Origin of the sequence: Streptomyces montanisoli (assembly GCF_017813245.1) — a bacterium.
Lineage (GTDB): Bacteria > Actinomycetota > Actinomycetes > Streptomycetales > Streptomycetaceae > Streptomyces > Streptomyces montanisoli.
The window spans coordinates 26,112-43,598 of sequence record NZ_JAGIQL010000029.1 but is presented as its reverse complement, the minus strand read 5'-3'; the positions used below and the strand labels follow the sequence as shown (position 1 = coordinate 43,598).

Annotated in this window: 17 protein-coding genes and 3 tRNA genes; 9 read left to right on the top strand and 11 right to left on the bottom strand. The window is 72.7% G+C overall.

Annotated features, from left to right (window positions below):
- The 3 genes from JFN87_RS10125 to JFN87_RS10115 all read right to left on the bottom strand — a co-directional run bounded on the left by JFN87_RS10125 (position 1) and on the right by JFN87_RS10115 (position 1,757).
- Positions 1 to 672 carry an alpha-ketoglutarate-dependent dioxygenase AlkB family protein gene (locus tag JFN87_RS10125; RefSeq protein WP_209339608.1) on the bottom strand — a complete coding sequence of 224 codons (672 nt, stop codon included), beginning with the start codon at positions 670 to 672 and terminating at the stop codon, positions 1 to 3.
- Positions 669 to 1,184, bottom strand: coding sequence for a methylated-DNA--[protein]-cysteine S-methyltransferase (locus tag JFN87_RS10120; RefSeq protein ID WP_209339607.1), 516 nt, complete (start codon positions 1,182 to 1,184; stop codon positions 669 to 671). Before JFN87_RS10120 ends, JFN87_RS10125 begins: the two co-directional genes overlap by 4 nt.
- Before the next feature lie 84 nt (positions 1,185 to 1,268).
- Complete coding sequence (locus JFN87_RS10115; protein WP_209339606.1) at positions 1,269 to 1,757, bottom strand: YajQ family cyclic di-GMP-binding protein; 489 nt, start codon at positions 1,755 to 1,757, stop codon at positions 1,269 to 1,271.
- A 211-nt stretch (positions 1,758 to 1,968) separates the two neighbouring features.
- On the opposite strand from JFN87_RS10115, the gene JFN87_RS10110 reads away from it, so the two are divergent.
- A tRNA-Tyr gene (locus JFN87_RS10110) sits at positions 1,969 to 2,050 on the top strand.
- A 133-nt stretch (positions 2,051 to 2,183) separates the two neighbouring features.
- Here JFN87_RS10110 and JFN87_RS10105 read toward each other — a convergent pair.
- A complete protein-coding gene (locus tag JFN87_RS10105) occupies positions 2,184 to 3,266 on the bottom strand; it encodes a M48 family metalloprotease (RefSeq protein WP_307865384.1) in 1,083 nt (360 codons plus the stop codon).
- 498 nt (positions 3,267 to 3,764) lie between these two features.
- On the opposite strand from JFN87_RS10105, the gene JFN87_RS10100 reads away from it, so the two are divergent.
- Positions 3,765 to 4,751: a glycoside hydrolase family 64 protein gene (locus JFN87_RS10100; protein WP_209339604.1), complete on the top strand. Its 987-nt coding sequence runs from the start codon at positions 3,765 to 3,767 to the stop codon at positions 4,749 to 4,751.
- 150 nt (positions 4,752 to 4,901) lie between these two features.
- Here JFN87_RS10100 and JFN87_RS10095 read toward each other — a convergent pair whose 3' ends face one another.
- Positions 4,902 to 5,561 carry an SDR family oxidoreductase gene (locus JFN87_RS10095; protein ID WP_209339603.1) on the bottom strand — a complete coding sequence of 220 codons (660 nt, stop codon included), beginning with the start codon at positions 5,559 to 5,561 and terminating at the stop codon, positions 4,902 to 4,904.
- A 91-nt stretch (positions 5,562 to 5,652) separates the two neighbouring features.
- Positions 5,653 to 6,903 (bottom strand): amidohydrolase family protein, encoded by a 1,251-nt coding sequence (locus JFN87_RS34625; protein WP_209339602.1) that lies wholly within the window; start codon positions 6,901 to 6,903, stop codon positions 5,653 to 5,655.
- Positions 6,904 to 7,286: 383 nt separating this feature from the next.
- On the opposite strand from JFN87_RS34625, the gene JFN87_RS10085 reads away from it, so the two are divergent.
- The 7 genes from JFN87_RS10085 (at position 7,287) to JFN87_RS10055 (ending at position 11,138) form a co-directional block, all read left to right on the top strand.
- Positions 7,287 to 7,359 (top strand) — tRNA-Thr (locus JFN87_RS10085).
- A gap of 47 nt (positions 7,360 to 7,406) precedes the next feature.
- Positions 7,407 to 7,479 (top strand) — tRNA-Met (locus JFN87_RS10080).
- Positions 7,480 to 7,593: 114 nt separating this feature from the next.
- On the top strand, positions 7,594 to 7,758 hold the full coding sequence (gene rpmG, locus JFN87_RS10075) for a 50S ribosomal protein L33 (protein ID WP_006347275.1): 165 nt from the start codon (positions 7,594 to 7,596) through the stop codon (positions 7,756 to 7,758).
- 142 nt (positions 7,759 to 7,900) lie between these two features.
- Positions 7,901 to 8,365, top strand: coding sequence for a MaoC family dehydratase N-terminal domain-containing protein (locus JFN87_RS10070; protein ID WP_209339625.1), 465 nt, complete (start codon positions 7,901 to 7,903; stop codon positions 8,363 to 8,365).
- 4 nt (positions 8,366 to 8,369) lie between these two features.
- Entirely contained in the window at positions 8,370 to 8,798 is a 429-nt protein-coding gene (locus tag JFN87_RS10065) for a MaoC family dehydratase (RefSeq protein WP_209339601.1), read from the top strand.
- Positions 8,799 to 8,973: 175 nt separating this feature from the next.
- Positions 8,974 to 9,531 carry a TetR/AcrR family transcriptional regulator gene (locus JFN87_RS10060; protein WP_209339600.1) on the top strand — a complete coding sequence of 186 codons (558 nt, stop codon included), beginning with the start codon at positions 8,974 to 8,976 and terminating at the stop codon, positions 9,529 to 9,531.
- Positions 9,532 to 9,647: 116 nt separating this feature from the next.
- The gene (locus JFN87_RS10055) at positions 9,648 to 11,138 is read left to right on the top strand and encodes a DHA2 family efflux MFS transporter permease subunit (protein ID WP_307865383.1); all 1,491 of its coding nucleotides are present in this window, start codon (positions 9,648 to 9,650) and stop codon (positions 11,136 to 11,138) included.
- A gap of 803 nt (positions 11,139 to 11,941) precedes the next feature.
- Here the strand turns inward: JFN87_RS10055 and JFN87_RS10050 are convergent.
- The 5 genes from JFN87_RS10050 to JFN87_RS10030 all read right to left on the bottom strand — a co-directional run bounded on the left by JFN87_RS10050 (position 11,942) and on the right by JFN87_RS10030 (position 17,446).
- A complete protein-coding gene (locus JFN87_RS10050) occupies positions 11,942 to 12,766 on the bottom strand; it encodes a DUF3159 domain-containing protein (protein WP_209339599.1) in 825 nt (274 codons plus the stop codon).
- Positions 12,767 to 12,772: 6 nt separating this feature from the next.
- A complete protein-coding gene (locus JFN87_RS10045) occupies positions 12,773 to 13,159 on the bottom strand; it encodes an OB-fold nucleic acid binding domain-containing protein (protein WP_199809938.1) in 387 nt (128 codons plus the stop codon).
- A 57-nt stretch (positions 13,160 to 13,216) separates the two neighbouring features.
- A complete protein-coding gene (locus JFN87_RS10040) occupies positions 13,217 to 13,939 on the bottom strand; it encodes a response regulator (protein WP_209339598.1) in 723 nt (240 codons plus the stop codon).
- A gap of 26 nt (positions 13,940 to 13,965) precedes the next feature.
- Positions 13,966 to 16,509: a sensor histidine kinase gene (locus JFN87_RS10035; protein WP_209339597.1), complete on the bottom strand. Its 2,544-nt coding sequence runs from the start codon at positions 16,507 to 16,509 to the stop codon at positions 13,966 to 13,968.
- A gap of 199 nt (positions 16,510 to 16,708) precedes the next feature.
- Complete coding sequence (locus JFN87_RS10030; RefSeq protein ID WP_209339596.1) at positions 16,709 to 17,446, bottom strand: ABC transporter ATP-binding protein; 738 nt, start codon at positions 17,444 to 17,446, stop codon at positions 16,709 to 16,711.
- Positions 17,447 to 17,487: the final 41 nt, after the last annotated feature.

Here is a 17,487-nt window from a genome sequence, read left to right as displayed (position 1 = left end):
TCACCGCAGCCCGGTTTCGCGGAGGGTGATGTTCAGGCGGCCGCGGCTCATCCCGCTGTCCGGTGTGGCCGTGCCCGCGTACACCTTCGGCACGGCGTGGTACGCCAGACGCGACGGCCCGCCGAAGACGAACAGGTCGCCCGAGCCCAGCTCGACGTCCGTGTACGGGCGGCCCCGGTCCTCCGTGTTGCCGAAGCGGAACACGCACCGGTCGCCGATGCTCAGCGACACCACGGGCGCCCGGGACTTCTCGTCCTTGTCCTGGTGCATGCCCATTCTCGCGGCGCCGTCGTAGAAGTTCACGAGCGCGGTGTCAGGAGCGTACGACTCCGACTCCTCGACGCCCTCGTACGCGGCGGCCAGCGCCTCCCGCCCGAGGGCGCCGAGCCAGTCGGGGAAGTCGACCACGCGCTCGCCGTTCACGTCCCCGGCCTCGCGCGTGTAGCGGTACGGGCGCCAGTGCCATCCCACACAGACCGTCTGGACGGACATGACGCCGCCGCGCGGCAGCCGGGTCTGCCGCATCGGCACCGGCCCGGCCGCCCACGACCGGCAGACCGCCACCAGCTCCCGCTGCCGCTCCGGCGACAGCCACCCGGGAACGTGCACGGCCCCGGGGGCCACGACCGCGCGCGGGCGCGGGAACAACTCCCCGGTCACGTCCCCGGTCATGCCGTGAGCGCGCCTTCCAGGCCCAGCAGGTGTTCCTTGCGGGCCAGACCGCCCGCGTAGCCGCGCAGCGCGCCGTCCGAGCCGATCACGCGGTGGCAGGGCCGGACGACGAGCAGCGGATTGCGCCCAATGGCCGTGCCGACGGCGCGGACGCCCGCGCCGGAGGCGCCGACCGCCGCGGCGATCTGCCCGTACGTCGCCGTCGTGCCGTACGGGATGGACTCGACGGCCCGCCACACACGCCGCCGGAAGTCCGTCGCGCCCGCCCCCTCGGCGTACTCGACGTCGAAGCGCGTGCGCTCGCCGGCGAAGTACGCCGTGAGCTGGTGGGCGATCCCGGCGAACGCCGCCTCGTCCCGCGCCCAGCAGTCCTCGACGACCGCCGCGCCCTTCTGCCCCGGCAGCGAGAGCGAGACGAGCGCCGTGCCGCCCGGCGCGGTCGTCGACGACCGGCCGGCGAGCAGCAGCTCACCCAGGGGGCTGCCGACCGTCGTGTACAGGGTCGTGGTCATGTCGGCTCCTTTCCTCCGGTGCCGAGTCTGGCCCTGACCCGCGGTCACGACCGGCGGTTTTCGGACGACGCGTGGCCGCCGGCGTCAGCGGTAGTTGACGTACTGGAGCGCGAAGTCGAAGTCCTTGCCCTTGAGCAGGGCGATGATGCTCTGGAGGTCGTCCCGGCTCTTGGAGCTGACGCGCAGCTCGTCGCCCTGCACCTGCGCCTTGACGCCCTTGGGCCCCTCGTCACGGATGATCTTCGCGACCTTCTTGGCGTTGTCCTGGGAGATGCCCTCCTCGATGGAGGCGAAGATCTTGTACTCCTTGCCGGAGAGCTGCGGCTCGCCCGCGTCCAGCGCCTTCAGCGAGATGCCCCGCTTGATGAGCTTCGACTGGAAGACGTCGAGGATGGCCTTGACCCTCTCCTCGGAGTTCGCCTCCATGAGGATCTTCTCGCCCGACCAGCTGATCGAGGCGCCCACGTTCTTGAAGTCGTAGCGCTGCGAGATCTCCTTGGCGGCCTGGTTGAGGGCGTTGTCGACCTCCTGCCGCTCGACCTTCGAGACGATGTCGAAACTGGAGTCGGCCATGTCCTTGTGGCTCCTTGTATCGGTCTGTATCGGTTCTCAGCTGCTCGGTCACGGCCGCGCACGCCCCGGCCGCCGCGCGCAAGCCTAGCCACCCGCGCCCGCCCGCAGCGCGGATCAATCCGGTGGCGGAGCACCCTTGGGCATCAGGTATCGTTTACGACGTCGCGACGGAGGCCTCACCCAGGTGGGCCTGTGGACGCGGCAATCCCATGGCGGTATGCCCGAGTGGCCAATGGGAGCGGACTGTAAATCCGCCGGCTTAGCCTTCCCAGGTTCGAATCCTGGTGCCGCCACGCGCGAAAAGCGGCCCTTGTATTGCGGAAACGCGGTGCAGGGGCCGCTTTCGTCATGCCCGGGCCGCGAGGCCCGTCGACGTGCCGCACGTCGACGTGCTGCTCGCCAGGCGGCGCGTCGACGGGCCCTGGCTCATCCTTGCCAGCCGCTGAAGAGCTCGCGCGCGAGCCGCTCCCTCGCCGGGGCGAGTTCGGTCGCGATCGCCTCCTCGGCGGCCGTGTCGGTGACGACCGACGCCGCGACCGGCGTTGCGGCGAGCAGTGCGGCGCGGCGCAGGTGCGTCGGCGGGTGGGTGGAGTCGACGCTGTGTCCCCTGAGGGCTCCGACGCGCCGCCGCCGTTCGTACTCGCTCTCGGGGATCGAATCCATGTGGGCCGCCAGGCGTTTCCACAGGCCCTGCCAGGGCTCCGTCCGCGAGGCCTCGCCTGCGCCCCTGATCCGGCCGGAGTTGGCCTCGCGGCGCAGCGCCGTCTCCGCCGACTCGGCGACGGTGAGGCGGTCCATGAGTGTGGCGGCCGCGTCACTGGAACCCGCCTTGGCCGCCAGCGAGTCCGCCAGGTACTCGCCCCGCTGGGCGGCGCGGAGAGTCAGCCCGTCGAGCAGCACCAGCGTTCCCGCGAACAGCCAGCGGGGCAGCAGGTACATCGCCGTGAGCGCCACCTGCCACCCGGTGGGGCTGCTGATGGGTGCCAGCAGCCGGCACCAAGTGGTCAGCGAGCCCAGGGCCTTCGCGATGATCAGGCCGTGGCGGCTGTCGCCGTTCGCGTAGTGCCCGAGTTCGTGCCCGAGCAGTGCGACGCGCTGTCCGGGCGTGGTGATCTCCCACAGGCCGAGACCGATGCTGAGCAGCCGGCGCCCGCGCACCCCGTACGTGGTCACGCTCGCGTTGACCTCGGCCGTGACGACGATCGCGTCGACCCCGCGGGTGCCCGCGACGGCGGCGACCTCGTCGACCAGGGCGAACAGCCGCGGCGCCTCGGCCCGGTGCAGCACGGGTTCGTCGTCCGGCAGCCGTCCGAATCGCGGCCGCAGCAGCCAGGCGAAGCCCAGCATCAGTACACCGGCGACCGGCATCACGATGCCCCACCCGTACACCAGCAGCAGGACGCCGCCCACGAGCAGGGCCAGGGTCAGGGCGTGGACGCAGAGGGCGACGGCGTAGGCCGCGATACCGGCGGCGTCGCGACGCGGACGAAGCGATCGGCCGTGCGTCACCTCGGCGAAGAGTTTCTCCCCGTAGGCGTCGGCTGCCCTCCGCCGCCGACGCTCCAGCCCGCCCGGCTGTTCCCTCGGCCCTGACGGATCGACGTTCCAGTCGCAGGCGGGGCACCAGACGGTGAACCGGCTGTCTCCGTGTATCTCGGTCCCGCAATCCGGGCATACTTGTGTGGTTTGCCCGATGGTGTCGCTCACTGCCGAGGCCCCCCCTCGTCCCGCGCGGCCGCTTACGCAGGCCGCCCCCTGTGCCGCATGGAATGTTCATGCCGGCGCCGAATGATAAGACACACCGCGCGGCGAACTCTCCCGTGTGATCCCTTGACAAGTACATGCATGACGTTGAGGCTTTGAGAGCGCTCTCAGTGCGGGATCGCCGCCCCACTCGGCCTTCCTGACGCGCTGTCGGCGTGTTCGTTCCGGGTCGGACGAGGCCGTCACCTGGCTGGGCGGCCGCAGCGTCCGCGTCGTACCTCTCCGCAGCCAGGGAGGAAATCCATGCCCCCCACAGCTCTCACAGGCTTCCACCACCGCACCGCCGTGCGGCTCGCCGCCGCCCTCGCGCTGGCGTTCGGCATGCTCGGCGCGGCCGGCGCCGCCGGGTCGCCGTCGGCGCACGCCGCCGTCGCGCCCGTGGCCGCCGCCCCCGCCGCCGAGAACCCGCCCGACTCCTTCTGGGGCGACACCGGCTCCATACCGCCCGCGCAGAACGTCCTCACCGTCAAGATCCTCAACCGCACGAACGGGAAGTACCCCGACGACCAGGTGTACTGGAAGTTCGGCGGCCAGGAGCACTCCATCGCCGAGCAGCCCTACGTCGACATGCCCGCCAACTCCGCCGGGCGCATGTACTTCTACGTCGGCTCGCCCGACAGCAAGTACCAGGACTTCATCGAGTTCACCGTCGGCGACGACGTCTTCAACGGGAACACCACCCGCGTCGACGGCTGGGCGCTGCCGCTCGCCATGAGGCTGCACTCGAACGACGGCTCCGACGTCCAGGTCGGTGACGGCTACGACCTCTTCCAGCAGGACAGGGACGCGGTCTTCCAGCAGTTCAAGAGCGAGGTGCCCACCGAGTTCCAGGGCCTCGCCGACATCCAGGCGCCGTACCGCATCCCGGCGCCCGGCAGCTCGCCCGACTTCCAGGCGGGCGGCAAGTACGCCGGCTACTTCACGAGTTACGCGCAGTCGGTCGGCGTCAACGAGTCGACGTCGAACATCACGGGCTGCGCCGGTTCGCTCGCCTCGAACGCCGACATGTGCGCCGCGCTCAACCGGCACGTGGCGCAACTGCCCAAGGACCAGTGGTCGACGCCGTCGAACTACTACCAGGCCGGACCGGCCAACTACTACGCCAAGTTCTGGCACGACCACGCCATCAACGGCCTCGCGTACGGCTTCCCGTACGACGACGTGGCCGGGCGCTCGTCGTTCGTCTCGCACGCCGACCCGCAGTGGCTGGAGGTCGCGGTCGGCTGGTGAACGGGCTGCCCGGTGACCGAGTGACCTGGTGACCGAGTGACAGTTCCGGGCTGAGCAGTGCCGAGCAGTGCCGAGCAGTGCCGAGCAGTGTGCCCGGGGCGCCGTGTGCGTCCCGGGCACTGCCACGTCAGCCGGCCCTCGGACGGCCCCTCAGCGGCCTCCGGCGACCGCCGCCACCGCGTCCGCCACCGGCGTGGGGCCGCTGATCAGTTCGACGGTGCGGCCCGCCGCGCCCGGCGTCGTCAGCAGTTCGGCGAGCACCGCCGCCACGTCGTCGCGCGGCACCGGCCCCCTCCCGGTCTTCTCCACCAACCGGACGAGGCCCGTGCCGGCGTCGTCCGTCAGCATCCCGGGGCGCAGCACCGTCCAGTCGAGCGCCGGCCTGGACCGTACGGCGTCGTCCGCCGCGCCCTTCGCCCTCAGGTACGCGTCGAACACCTCGTCGCCCTCGTGCCCGGCGTCCGCGCCCATGGACGAGACGATCACGTACCGGCGCACGCCCGCGCGCTCCGCGGCGTCCGCGAGGAGCACCGCGGCCGCCTTGTCCACCGTCTCCTTGCGCTCGACGGTGGACCCGGGGCCCGCCCCGGCGGCGAACACCACGCCGTCGGCCCCCTCCAGCGCGCCGGCGACCTCGTCGACCGACGCCGACTCCAGGTCGAGCACGACCGCTTCGGCGCCCGCGGCCCGCAGGTCCTCCGCCTGCTCCGGCTTGCGGATGATGCCCGCGACCTCGTCACCGCGCGCGGCGAGCAACCGCTCGAGCCGCAGCGCGATCTGACCGTGTCCTCCTGCGATGACAATGCGCATGGTCACGACCGTACGTCGGTGTGACCGGTCGCGGCGCGCGGAACACTCGGCACGCGCGGCACGCGCGGCTCCGTCGGTCACAGGCAGGCCGTCACCCCGGCCGTCCCTGGCGCGGCAGCGCCGCCCCCGCCTCGCTGTCCGAGTCGCAGTACTCCCGCACCGCGCTCGTCCGCGCCACCACCCGCCCGCGGTGGATGACGATCCTGCTGTACGCCTGCGACAGCACCGCCGCAGGATCGTCCCCCCGTACGGCCAGCAGTTCCGCGGGGAAGCCCGCCTCCACCCGCACCTCCGGCAGGCCGAGCGCCGCACGCCCCGCCGAGCCGACCGCCGCGAGCGCCTCGGCGGGCCGCAGCCCGCCCTGCGACGCGAGCAGGTACGCCGCCTCCAGCGGATCCCCGCGCCCCACCGGGTTCGACGCGTCGCGCAGCGCCCCGCTGCCGGCCGCCAGCCGCACGCCCGCCGCACGGAGCAGGCGGACGGGCGCGCCGGCCCTGATCGTCGCGTCGCCGCAGCCGCCCTGCGGCAGGCACGTCACGCCGATCCCGGCCGCGGCGAGCGACTCCGCCGCCCGCGCCGCGACCTCGGGCGGCAGCAGGGCGAGACCGGCGCACGGGCCGACGCTCACCCCGGTCCGCAGTCCGCGTGCCATGGCGGCCAGGCGGATCAGCTGCTCCGGGTCCTTCCCGTCCGTGTGGAGGTCGACGGGGCGGCCGTACTCGGCCGCGAGGCCGAGAACCGTCTCCGTGTGGGCCGCCGGGTCCGGGTCGAGGTCGGGACAGCCACCCACGGCGTCCGCGCCCATCGCCATCGCGTCGCGCAGCGCGGCCAGTCCGTCGGCGCCCGCGGCGCCCGCCGCGCCGGTCAGCAGCCGCGGCACCGCGACGGTCGTCAGGTCGCACAGGCCGCGCATCGAACGCCTCGCCAGGAGCAGGGATTCGAGCCTGGCCGACCCGAAGCCGTCGCCGACCCGCACGTGCGAGCGCATGGCCGTCGCCCCGTGGCCGAGGTGGACGAGCGCGGCCTCCGTGGCCCGCCGCCGCACGTCCTCGACGGTGTACCGGGGAGGCGGCCCGCCCGCCGACAGGGCCGTGTCGGCGTGGGCGTGCGCCTCGACGGGCGCGGGCATCAGCAGGTAGCCGCCGAGGTCGATGCGCGCGCAGCCGGGGTCCGTACGGGCGCCGTCGCGGTCGAGGCTGCCCGCCGTGCCGACGGCCTCGACGCGGCCGCCGCTCAGGCGTACGTCGACGGTCCTGCCGTCGGCGAGCCGTGCGGACGTGAGGACCAGCGCGGCGGCGCCGACGGGGTCGCCGTCGGACGGCTGCGGCCGGCTGAAAGGCATCGCGCTCCTGCTCGCATCACGTACGGAGGCCGCGCGCTCAAGATCACGCAGCGGGTTCCGAGCGTAGGTCCGTGCCGGGGCGGCTTCGCGGAGGAGCGCATTAGTCGTACCGGAGGAGCCGCCGGCCGCGATGGCTGCCGACCGCGAGGGGACCGCGAGCCGGGAGCGCATCGACCGCGCGCCGGCGGACGTACCGGCAGACGCGCCCAGGCGTCGCTGGTCAGCGCGGTCGAGGCAGGCGAGGAGCGGGCCCGAGTGGCCCGTGTGACGGCCGTGGCGGTGGCGGGGCAGTGGGGAGGACGAAGCCCTGGCGAAGCCCTCGGCGACGGCATGGAAACGGATTTGGGCGAACGACGACCGAGCGTGTAATGTCTTCATCGCTCGCCCCAATAGCTCAGTCGGTAGAGCGTCTCCATGGTAAGGAGAAGGTCTACGGTTCGATTCCGTATTGGGGCTCTGATGTCCGGTGATCCCCGCCCTCGGGCGGGGAGAACCTGCATCGCAGCGGTGTAGCTCAGTCGGTAGAGCAAGCGGCTCATAATCGCTGTGTCACCGGTTCAAGTCCGGTCACCGCTACAGACAGTAGCCGATTGCGGGGTCGGTCCTCCGATCGGCTACTCTTCTTTGCGTACAACCTGATGGAATTCGTTTCATCTGATTCATCCCATCCGTTCGTCAAGGAGCACTCACGTGGCTGCCACCGACGTCCGCCCGAAGATCACGCTGGCCTGCGTGGAGTGCAAGGAGCGGAACTACATCACCAAGAAGAACCGGCGTAACAACCCGGACCGTCTTGAGATGAAGAAGCACTGCCCGCGCTGCAAGGCGCACACGGCGCATCGAGAGACGCGCTGACCCAGGCTCGAACGCGAGGCCGCCCCCGGCACCCAGGGGGCGGCCTCGCTTCGCGTTCACGGCTCGTCGCCGGACGCCCCGATGCGCGGACGGCGACGACGACAACAAGGTGAAGACAGACACCAGGAGGGAGCGGCGGTTCATGGCGCTCGACCAGTCCTTCGTGGGACGGAGTTACCCGCCCACCGCGCCGTACGAGGTCGGCCGGGAGAAGATCCGCGAGTTCGCGGAGGCGATCGGTGAGACCGCCGCCGCGCACACGGACCCCGAGGCGGCCAAGGCGCTCGGGCACCCGGACGTGATCGCCCCTCCGACCTTCGTGTTCACCATCACCTACCGGGCGGCGGGCGAGGTGATCGCCGACCCCAAGCTCGGACTCGACTTCGGCAGGGTCGTGCACGGCAGCCAGAGGTTCGCGTACGTACGGCCGGTGCGGGCGGGTGACCGGCTGACCGTCACGTCCACGATCGAGGCCGCCACCACCCGCGCGGGCAGCGACTTCGTCGACCTGCGCGGCGATGTGCACGACGCGTCGGGCGAGCTGGTGGCGACGGCGTGGATGAAGCTGGTGGCGCGTGCCGCCGACGACGGCGCGGCGGAGGCGTGAGGGCATGACGGCGAAGATCGGTTACGACGAGGTCGAGGTCGGCACGGAACTGCCCGCGGGCACCTTCCCGGTCACCCGCGACACGCTTGTGCGCTATGCGGGGGCGTCAGGGGACTTCAACCCCATTCACTGGAACGAGCGGTTTGCCACGGAGGTTGGGCTGCCGGACGTCATCGCGCACGGCATGTTCACCATGGCCGAGGCGATCCGCGTGGTGACGGACTGGACGGGCGACCCGGGGGCCGTCGTCGAGTACGGCGTCCGCTTCACGAAGCCCGTCGTCGTTCCGAACGACGGCAGGGGAGCGGTGGTCGAGGTCTCCGGCAAGGTCGCGGAGAAGCTGGCGGACCGCCAGGTCAGGGTCGACATCACGGCGACGAGCGGCGGGCAGAAGGTCCTGGGCATGGCGCGCGCCGTGGTGCGCCTCGGCTGAGCCGGCGGTGGCGCGCCCCCCAGTTGGGCCGGCTGCGCCGGTGGTGCTGGACTCCGGCTGGGCCGGCGGTGCCGGATTCCGGCTGGGGGCGAAGAGCGCGGGCGCCGTCCACGGTGAGCGTGGGCGGCGCCTTCACGGTTGACAAAGGTAGTGATTGGCCAATAACTTAGCTCGCATGGTCAGGATGAGCGCGGAGGAGCGGCGCGAGAGCGTCATCAGGGCGGCGGTCACGGAGTTCGCGCGCGGCGGATACCTCGGCACCACCACCGAGTCCATCGCGCGGCGCGTCGGTGTCTCGCAGCCCTACCTCTTCCGGCTCTTCCCGGACAAGCGGGAGATCTTCCTCGCGGCGTGCGAACGGTGCCTGAGCGACATGGTGCGCGAGTTCCACGAGGCCGCCGACGGTCTGGAGGGGGAGGAGGCGGTCCACGCGATGGGTGCGGCGTACCAGCGCGGCATCTCGGAGCGGCCGGAGCGCCTGCGGATGCAGATGCAGATGTACGCGGCGGTCGCCGCGGCCGACGCGGCGGGCGACCGCACGTTCGGCGAGCGGCTCAGGCGCGCCTGGATGGAGGTCTGGGACACGGCCGCGGAGAAGCTCGGGTCGGACCCGGACGAGGCCACGCAGTTCATGGCCTACGGGATGCTGATCAACACGCTCGTGTCGCTCGGCTTTCCGGCGGAGCACCGGATCTGGGAGACGGTCTACGAGTCGGCGAGACCGCAGGGGTAGACAGGGGTAGCAGGGCGGACGGGCGGCGGCCCTGGCGGCCGTCTCCTGCGCCGATTCATGTCCGCGAAAGTTATTGATCGATAACTAATCAACAGCTCGTCATCAGGGGGCAGGAAGTGCAGAACAACGTCGGCAAAGACCGGAGCGGGGGCGGCCGCGGGGCCGTCTGGGCGCTCGTCGTCACGAGCGTCGCCGGGTTCATGGCCGCGCTCGACAACCTCGTCGTCACCACGGCGCTCCCGTCCATCCGGGCGGATCTGGGCGGCTCGCTCGACGACCTGGAGTGGACGGTGAACGCGTACACGCTCACCTTCGCCGTCCTGCTCATGTTCGGCGCGGCGCTGGGGGACAGGTTCGGCCGGCGCAGGCTCTTCCTCGCCGGCGTCGCCACCTTCACCGCCGCGTCGGCGGGTGCCGCGCTGTCGGGCGGGATCGGTGCGCTGGTCGCGGCGCGCGCGGTGCAGGGTGTGGGAGCGGCGTTCATGATGCCGCTCGCGCTGACCCTGCTCACGGCCGCGGTGCCGGCCGCGCGGAGGGGCGCGTACCTGGGTGTCTTCAGCGCGGTCTCGGGCCTCGCGGTCGCCGCGGGGCCGCTCGTCGGCGGAAGCCTCACCGAACACCTGTCCTGGCAGTGGATCTTCTGGCTGAACGTGCCGGTCGGCGCCGCGCTGCTGCCGCTCGCCCGGCTGCGCCTCGCGGAGTCGCGCGGCGCCAGGCCGCGGCTCGACGTGGTCGGCACGATACTGATCAGCACGGGCCTGTTCGGCGTCGTGTACGCGCTGGTCACGGGCAACTCCGACGGCTGGGCCAGCGCGCACGTCCTGCTTCCGCTGGTGCTCGGCGCCGCGCTCGTCGCCGCGTTCCTCGTGCACAGCGGCCGGAACCCGAACGCGATGCTGCCGCTCCGGCTGTTCAGGGACCGAACGTTCGCCGGGATCAACGCGGCGTCGCTGCTGATGTTCGTCGGCATGTTCGGCTCGATCTTCCTGCTGAGCCAGTTCCTCCAGAACGCGCTGGGCTACTCGCCCACGGAGGCCGGGCTGCGCATGCTGCCGTGGACCGCGATGCCGCTGATCGTCTCGCCGATAGCGGGCGTGCTGCACGACCGGTTCGGCGGCCGGCTCGTGGTCGCCGCGGGGCTCGCGCTGCAGGCGGCGGGGCTCGCGTGGTTCGCGGCGGTGATCGCGCCCGGCGTCTCGTACGGCACGCAGCTGCCCGCGCTGATCCTCAGCGGCGTCGGCATGGGCCTGTACTTCGCCCCCGCGGGCGCGCTCGTTATGGCGGGCGTCGAGCCGGGCGAGCAGGGCATCGCGTCCGGCACGAACAACGCGCTGCGCGAGGTCGGCGGGGCGCTCGGCGTGGCGACGCTCGGCGCGGTGTTCTCCTCGCGGGGCGGCTACGGCAGCGCGCAGGCCTTCGTGGACGGCACGCAGCCCGCGCTGTGGCTCGGCGCGGGGATCGTGGCGGCGGCGTCGCTGGCGGCGCTGGCGGTACGGGGACGCAGGGCGCCCGGGGCGGCGCGTGTGCCGGTGGGCGCCCGGGCCACAGGGGAGGCCCGGGACGTCCCGGAACGGCGGGAGCGCGCGGCTGAGCCCGCCGGCCACTGAGCCCGCGTGCCGCGGGGGCCTCCGCGGCACGGCCCGGGGCCAGGACGTGCCCGGCTTGCCACGAGACCCGGCCCCGGGTGCTGCGGCGACCGCGTCAGGCGACGCGGTCGCCGCAGCGGTGCGCGTGTGGCGCCCCGCGCGCTCCCCAGCGCCGAGCCCTTCAGCGGCTCGGCGGCCCGGCCCCGACGGGATGCCTCGTCCGGCGGCGTGACTCCGGTGACGCTCCGCCGGACGCAGCCCTCGGCGCCCGGACCGCCCCACCCGCGTACATCGAGGTGTGGCGCGAGGGCGCCCCGGAGGCGTTGGACGGACGTGCTCTCTGGCCCGAGTGGCCCGGGGCTCGACCCGTCTTGAGGTTCCCGGCCCGCCACGCGAGGCGGCCCGGCCCCCGGGCCGCCCCCACCCGCGTACGCCGAGGTGTGGCGCGAGGACGCCGAGGCGGGGCAGCGTGGAGGCGTCGGACGGACGTGCTCTCCGTGCCGAGTGCCCCGGGGCTCGGCACGTCCTGAGGTCCCGGCCCGGCACGGGAGGCGGCCCCGCCGTGCGGCGACCACGCCAGGCGGCGTGGTCGCCGCACCGGTGCCCCGTTCGGCGCGTCGCACAGAACTCCGCCCGGCCAGGTGCCTGCCCCTGGTGCACAGCCGTGGGACGCCGCGGGCCGCCGCAGCCCGTCGGGGCCTGTCATCGGGGCGCCCGCGCATCGGGCCCGGGTGTGGGCGGCGCCCCGTGTACGACTCCTGTCGCCGGCCGCACCACGGTGTGCGCGACCGGTCGGCGCGTGCGGCCACGGGCCGGCGACCCCGTCAGCCGGTGCGGCGGTGGCGGGCCGGGGGCTTCGCGGTGTCGGCGTCCTCCGCCGACACCGACGACGGCGACGACGGCGCCTCGGTGGCGGAGGCTTCCGCCTCCGCCTTCTCCGCGGCCTCCGCCGCCTCCATCTCCGCGAACACGTCGATCGGCGCCGGCGCCTTGGCCAGGAACAGCCACGTCAGCCAGACCGCCAGCAGGAACGGCGGGATCTTCAGCGACACGAGCACCCAGCCGAGCTGCTTCGTGTCCGCCCACAGGTAGAGCGGGAAGAGGATCGCGCTCTTGGCCAGCAGGACGAGGCCCCAGGCCCAGCTGGCCTTGGTGTACGCCCTCTTGCGGCCCGGGTTCCTCGTCCGCCAGGAGAGGTTCTCCTTGAAGATCGGGCCGAGGATCAGCCCGATCAGCGGCACGCCCGCGAGCGCGGTGACGATGTAGGCGAGCGCAAGGCCGAGCGTGTACAGCATGCCCGGCAGGTAGAAGTCCTTGGCGTTGCCTGTGACCATCGCGAAGGCGACGCCGAACGCGACGCCGAAGACGCCGCTGAAGGCGTGCTTCACGGTGTCCCGCCGCGCCAGCCGCACCACCAGCAGGACCACCGACACCGCGACGGCGGCGATCGCGGACGTCTTCAGGGACTGGTCGATGGTGTAGATGGTGACGAAGAGCAGGCCCGGCAGGACCGTCTCCACCATCCCCCGCAGCCCCCCGAACGCCTCGAAGAGCGCGGCCTCGGTGACCGCCCTCGCGTCGTCGGAGGAACCGCCTGACGAGAGCTCGGCCGAATCCGCCGGCTCCGCGGGCTTGTCCAGTGACGTCACCGGCTACTACTCCTGTCCGAGCGGTCGCAGCTCGTATCGGGGGTTGAACAGGACCCGGCGGCCGTGGCTCATCGAGATCCGGCCGTACGCGGTCATCCTGCGTCCGGGCTCGATGCCCACGATCGAGCGCCGGCCGAGCCACACCACGTCGAGCAGGGCGGTGCCGTCGAACAGCTCCGCCTCCAGGGCCGGCACTCCGGCCCTCGGCCGCAGGGTGACCGTCCGCAACGTACCAGCGACCCGCACCATCTGGCGGTCGTCGCACTCGGAGATCCGCATGCAGCCGGATGCCTGGGCGTCCTCGCGCAGCTCCTCGGACTCGAGATCCTCCTGGGAGCTGGAGAGCCTGTCGAGCATCCGCCGGAACCGGCCGGTGGCCTTCTCAGCACTCATACGTAGAGCGTACCGGGCGCCTGGGCGCCGTATACCCCGGCTCACACGCCGGCCGGATCAGCGTTCGAAGCGGTAGCCCATGCCCGGTTCGGTGACGAAGTGCCGCGGGTGGGACGGGTTCTGTTCCAGCTTGCGCCGCAGCTGCGCCATGTACACGCGAAGGTAGTTGGACTCGGTGCCGTACGAGGGCCCCCAGACCTCCTGCAGCAGCTGCTTCTGGCTCACCAGCCGCCCCGTGTTGCGCACGAGCACTTCGAGCAGGTGCCATTCCGTCGGCGTGAGCCGCACGTCGCGGCCGTCCCTGTTGACCTTCTTCGCCGCGAGGTCGACGGTGAAGCCGTCGGTCTCCACGACGGCCGCGCCCTCGTCGCCCTCCGCGCCGACCGGCTCGGCGCGCCTGACCGCGGCGCGCAGCCTCGCCAGCAGCTCGTCCATGCCGAACGGCTTGGTGACATAGTCGTCGGCGCCCGCGTCGAGCGCCTCGACCTTCTCGTCCGAGGTGTGGCGTGCGGACAGCACGAGGATCGGCACGCGCGTCCAGCCGCGCAGCCCCCTGATGACGTCGACGCCGTCCATGTCGGGCAGGCCCAGGTCGAGCACCACCACGTCGGGGCGGCGGGCGGCGGCCAGCTCCAGCGCGGACGTGCCGTCGGACGCCGCGTCCACCTCGTACTTGCGTGCCCTGAGGTTGATCACCAGGGCACGGACGATCCCCGGTTCGTCGTCCACCACGAGCACCCGTACGGGGGTGCGGGGCTGCTCCCCGGCGGGGTGCTGCATTCCTGCCTGCCTTTCTGCGGGCCGGGTCACGAGGTGACCTCGGCGGGTAGCTCGGGGCGCACCGGCACCACGCCGGCCGCCGCCTTGAGTGTGAGCACCATCGTCATGCCGCCGCCGGGGGTGTCCTCCGCGAAGAGCGTGCCGCCCATGGCGTCGACGAAGCCGCGTGCGACGGCGAGGCCGAGGCCTACGCCTGCTCCACGCGGGGCGTCGCCATGGCGCTGGAAGGGCTCGAAGATGCGCTCCTTGCCGTCGTCGGGGACGCCGGGTCCACGGTCGGCGACGCGTACCTCGACGCGGTCGCCGATGGCGCTGGCCGCGACGGTGACGCGGCAGCCCTCGGGGCTGTACTTGACGGCGTTCTCGACGATGTTGGCCACGGCGCGCTCCAGCAGGCCGGTGTCGACGGCGACCATGGGGAGCGTCTCGGGGATGTCGGGCTCGACGCTGTCCTCGGGGACGCCGACGAGCGCGAGGGGTACGACCTCGTCGAGGTCGACGACGCGGATCATCGGGGTGACGGTGCCGGTCTGCAGGCGGGTGATGTCGAGCAGGTTGCCGACGAGGTGGTCGAGCCGGTCGGCGCCCTCCTCGATGCCTTCGAGCAGCGCGGCCTCGTCCTCCTGGGACCATTCGACGTCCTGCGAGCGCAGGGAGGTGACGGCGGCCTTGATGCCGGCGAGCGGAGTGCGCAGGTCGTGGCTGACGGCGGCGAGCAGAGCGGTGCGGATGCGGTTGCCCTCGGCGAGCTCGCGGGCCCTGGACGCCTCGCCGACGAGCCGCTGCCGGTCGAGGACGACGGCGGCCTGGGCGGCGAACGCGGCCAGCACGCGCCGGTCCTCCGCCGGCAGGACGCGCCCCGACAGGGCGAGCGCCATGTGGTCGCCCACGGGCATGTCGACGTCGGCGTCCTCGGGGCGCCTGCACGGCTGGGGCCCCACACTGCCGGCGCAGGTCCACGGCTCCACGTCGCTCTTGCGCTCCAGCAGGGCGACCGAGTCCATCGCGAACGTCTCCCGCACGCGTTCGAGCAGCGCGTCCAGGGTGGTCTCGCCGCGCAGGACGCTGCCCGCCAGGAACGAGAGGATCTCCGACTCGGCGCGCAGCCGCGCGGCCTGGTGGGTGCGCCGGGCCGCCTGGTCCACGACGGACGCGACGCAGACCGCGACCGCGAAGAACACCACGAGCGCGACGACGTTCCTTGGCTCGGCGATGTCCAGCGTGTACGTGGGTGGCGTGTAGTAGAAGTTCAGCAGCAGCGAGCTGAGGGCGGCGGAGGCGAGCGCGGGCAGCAGCCCGCCGAACAGCGCGGCGAGCACCGTCAGGAACAGGAAGAGCAGGACGTCGTTGGACAGGCCCAGCGGGTCGGAGAGCGACGAGAGCAGCAGCGTCAGCAGCACGGGCGCCACGACGGCGAGCAGCCAGCCCCAGATGATCCGGGGGCGGCCGAGCCGCGCGCCGCGCGCGACGGGCAGGCCGCGCCCCTTGGCGACGCGGTCGTGGGTGACGATGTGCACGTCGAGGTCGGGCCCCGAGTCGCGGGCGACGGTCGCGCCGACGCCGGGCCCGAACACGTACTGCCAGGTCTTGCGGCGGCTGGAGCCGAGCACGACCTGCGTGGCGTTGACGCCGCGGGCGAACTCCAGCAGCGCGGAGGCCGTGTCGTCCCCTATGACGTGGTGGAAGGTGCCGCCGAGGTCTTCGAGCAGGGTGCGCTGGACGGCGAGTTCCTTCGGGGAGGGCGCGGTGAGCCCGTCGCTGCGCGCGATGTAGACGCCGAGCACCTCGCTGCCCGAGCCCTTCGCGGCCACCCGGGCGGCACGGCGGATCAGCGTGCGCCCCTCGGGGCCGCCGGTCAGGCCGACGACGATGCGCTCCCTCGCCTGCCAGGTGGAGCGGATGCCGTGCTCGCCGCGGTACTGCTGGAGGTACGCGTCCACGCGGTCGGCGACCCACAGCAGCGCCAGTTCGCGCAGCGCGGTCAGGTTGCCCGGCCTGAAGTAGTGGGAGAGGGCGGCGTCCATCTTGTCGGGCTTGTAGATGTTGCCGTGCGCCATGCGGCGCCGCAGCGCCTCGGGCGACATGTCGACGAGCTCGATCTGGTCGGCGCGCCTGACGAACTCGTCGGGCACGGTCTCGCGCTGCCTGACACCGGTGATCGTCTCGACGACGTCGCCCAGCGACTCCAGGTGCTGGATGTTGACGGTGGAGACGACGTCGACGCCCGCCTTGAGGAGTTCCTCGACGTCCTGCCACCGCTTGGCGTTGCGCGAGCCCGGCACGTTGGTGTGCGGCAGCTCGTCCACGAGCGCGACGGCGGGCCGCCGCGCCAGCACGGCGTCGACGTCCATCTCGGTGAAGACGGAGCCCCGGTACTCGATCTCCTTGCGGCGCACCTCTTCGAGGCCGCTCAGCAGCGTTTGCGTGCGGGGCCTGTCGTGGTGCTCGACGAAGGCGACCACGACGTCGGTGCCGCGTTCGGCACGGCGGTGCGCCTCGGAGAGCATCGCGTACGTCTTGCCGACGCCCGGAGCCGACCCGAGGTAGATACGAAGCTTGCCGCGTCCCATGGCTCCATTGTCTTCCGGGCTGGGCCGGTGGATCCCGGCGCCGGGCCGGTGCGTCCCGGCCGGGCCGGCGCGCGTGCGGCGCGCCGGCTCCTTCGACGCTACAGCGCCTGACCACGGTGGAAGGGGGCGAGCGGGGGGTGCGGGCAGGTCTTGACACGTCCCTGATGCCCGGGCACGGCTCGGAGGGGGCGGCCGCCGGTCACGTCTCGGTGATGCCCCCGTCGCTCAGTTCGATGACGCGGTCGGCGAGGCCGAGGAGCTGGGCGTCGTGCGTGGCGACGAGCGCGGTGACGCCCTCCGCCCGTACGACCGCGCGCAGCAGCTCCATGACGGCGAGCCCGGTCTCGGCGTCGAGCTGCCCGGTCGGCTCGTCGGCGATGAGCAGCGCGGGCCGGTTGGCGAGGGCGCGGGCGATCGAGACGCGCTGCTGCTGGCCGCCGGAGAGCTCGCCCGGCCGCTGGGCGGCGTGGTCGGCGAGGCCGACGAGGGCGAGCAGCAGCTCGACGCGCTCCTCCCGCTCGCGGGCGGCGGTCCTGCGCAGCCGCATGGGGACGCCGACGTTCTCGGCGGCGCTGAGGATGGGGATGAGGCCGAAGGACTGGAAGACGAAGCCGATGCGGTCCCTGCGCAGGGCGAGCAGGCCGTTTTCGCCGAGGGTGGAAAGGTCGGTGCCGTCGACGGTGACGGTGCCGCTGTCGGGGGTGTCGAGGCCCCCGACGAGGTTGAGCAGGGTCGTCTTGCCCGAGCCCGAGCGGCCCTTGAGGGCGACCAGTTCGCCGCGCGGCACGGTGAAGGAGACGCCGCGCAGCGCGTGCACGGCCGCCGCGCCGGTGCCGTAGGAGCGGTGCAGGTCCGCCACCCGCACCATGGTCTCGCCGCCCGGGCCATCGGCCAGTGCCGTGCCCGCTGCCGTGCCGGCGCTCTCGTTGCCGCTCATGATTCCCCCCTGTCTGGTCCACGCACCGCGCCAGTATGGCG

What these genes read in the sequence shown, in the direction of transcription:
- JFN87_RS10095 (WP_209339603.1), bottom strand. Translation starts at nt 5,561, where the DNA reads ATGCGCATTGTCATCGCAGGAGGACACGGTCAGATCGCGCTGCGGCTC.
- JFN87_RS10125 (WP_209339608.1), bottom strand. Translation starts at nt 672, where the DNA reads ATGACCGGGGACGTGACCGGGGAGTTGTTCCCGCGCCCGCGCGCGGTC.
- JFN87_RS10120 (WP_209339607.1), bottom strand. Translation starts at nt 1,184, where the DNA reads ATGACCACGACCCTGTACACGACGGTCGGCAGCCCCCTGGGTGAGCTG.
- JFN87_RS10070 (WP_209339625.1), top strand. Translation starts at nt 7,901, where the DNA reads ATGGCGCTCGACCAGTCCTTCGTGGGACGGAGTTACCCGCCCACCGCG.
- JFN87_RS10060 (WP_209339600.1), top strand. Translation starts at nt 8,974, where the DNA reads ATGGTCAGGATGAGCGCGGAGGAGCGGCGCGAGAGCGTCATCAGGGCG.
- JFN87_RS10065 (WP_209339601.1), top strand. Translation starts at nt 8,370, where the DNA reads ATGACGGCGAAGATCGGTTACGACGAGGTCGAGGTCGGCACGGAACTG.
- JFN87_RS10045 (WP_199809938.1), bottom strand. Translation starts at nt 13,159, where the DNA reads ATGAGTGCTGAGAAGGCCACCGGCCGGTTCCGGCGGATGCTCGACAGG.
- JFN87_RS10040 (WP_209339598.1), bottom strand. Translation starts at nt 13,939, where the DNA reads ATGCAGCACCCCGCCGGGGAGCAGCCCCGCACCCCCGTACGGGTGCTC.
- JFN87_RS10030 (WP_209339596.1), bottom strand. Translation starts at nt 17,446, where the DNA reads ATGAGCGGCAACGAGAGCGCCGGCACGGCAGCGGGCACGGCACTGGCC.
- JFN87_RS10100 (WP_209339604.1), top strand. Translation starts at nt 3,765, where the DNA reads ATGCCCCCCACAGCTCTCACAGGCTTCCACCACCGCACCGCCGTGCGG.
- JFN87_RS34625 (WP_209339602.1), bottom strand. Translation starts at nt 6,903, where the DNA reads ATGCCTTTCAGCCGGCCGCAGCCGTCCGACGGCGACCCCGTCGGCGCC.
- JFN87_RS10115 (WP_209339606.1), bottom strand. Translation starts at nt 1,757, where the DNA reads ATGGCCGACTCCAGTTTCGACATCGTCTCGAAGGTCGAGCGGCAGGAG.
- JFN87_RS10035 (WP_209339597.1), bottom strand. Translation starts at nt 16,509, where the DNA reads ATGGGACGCGGCAAGCTTCGTATCTACCTCGGGTCGGCTCCGGGCGTC.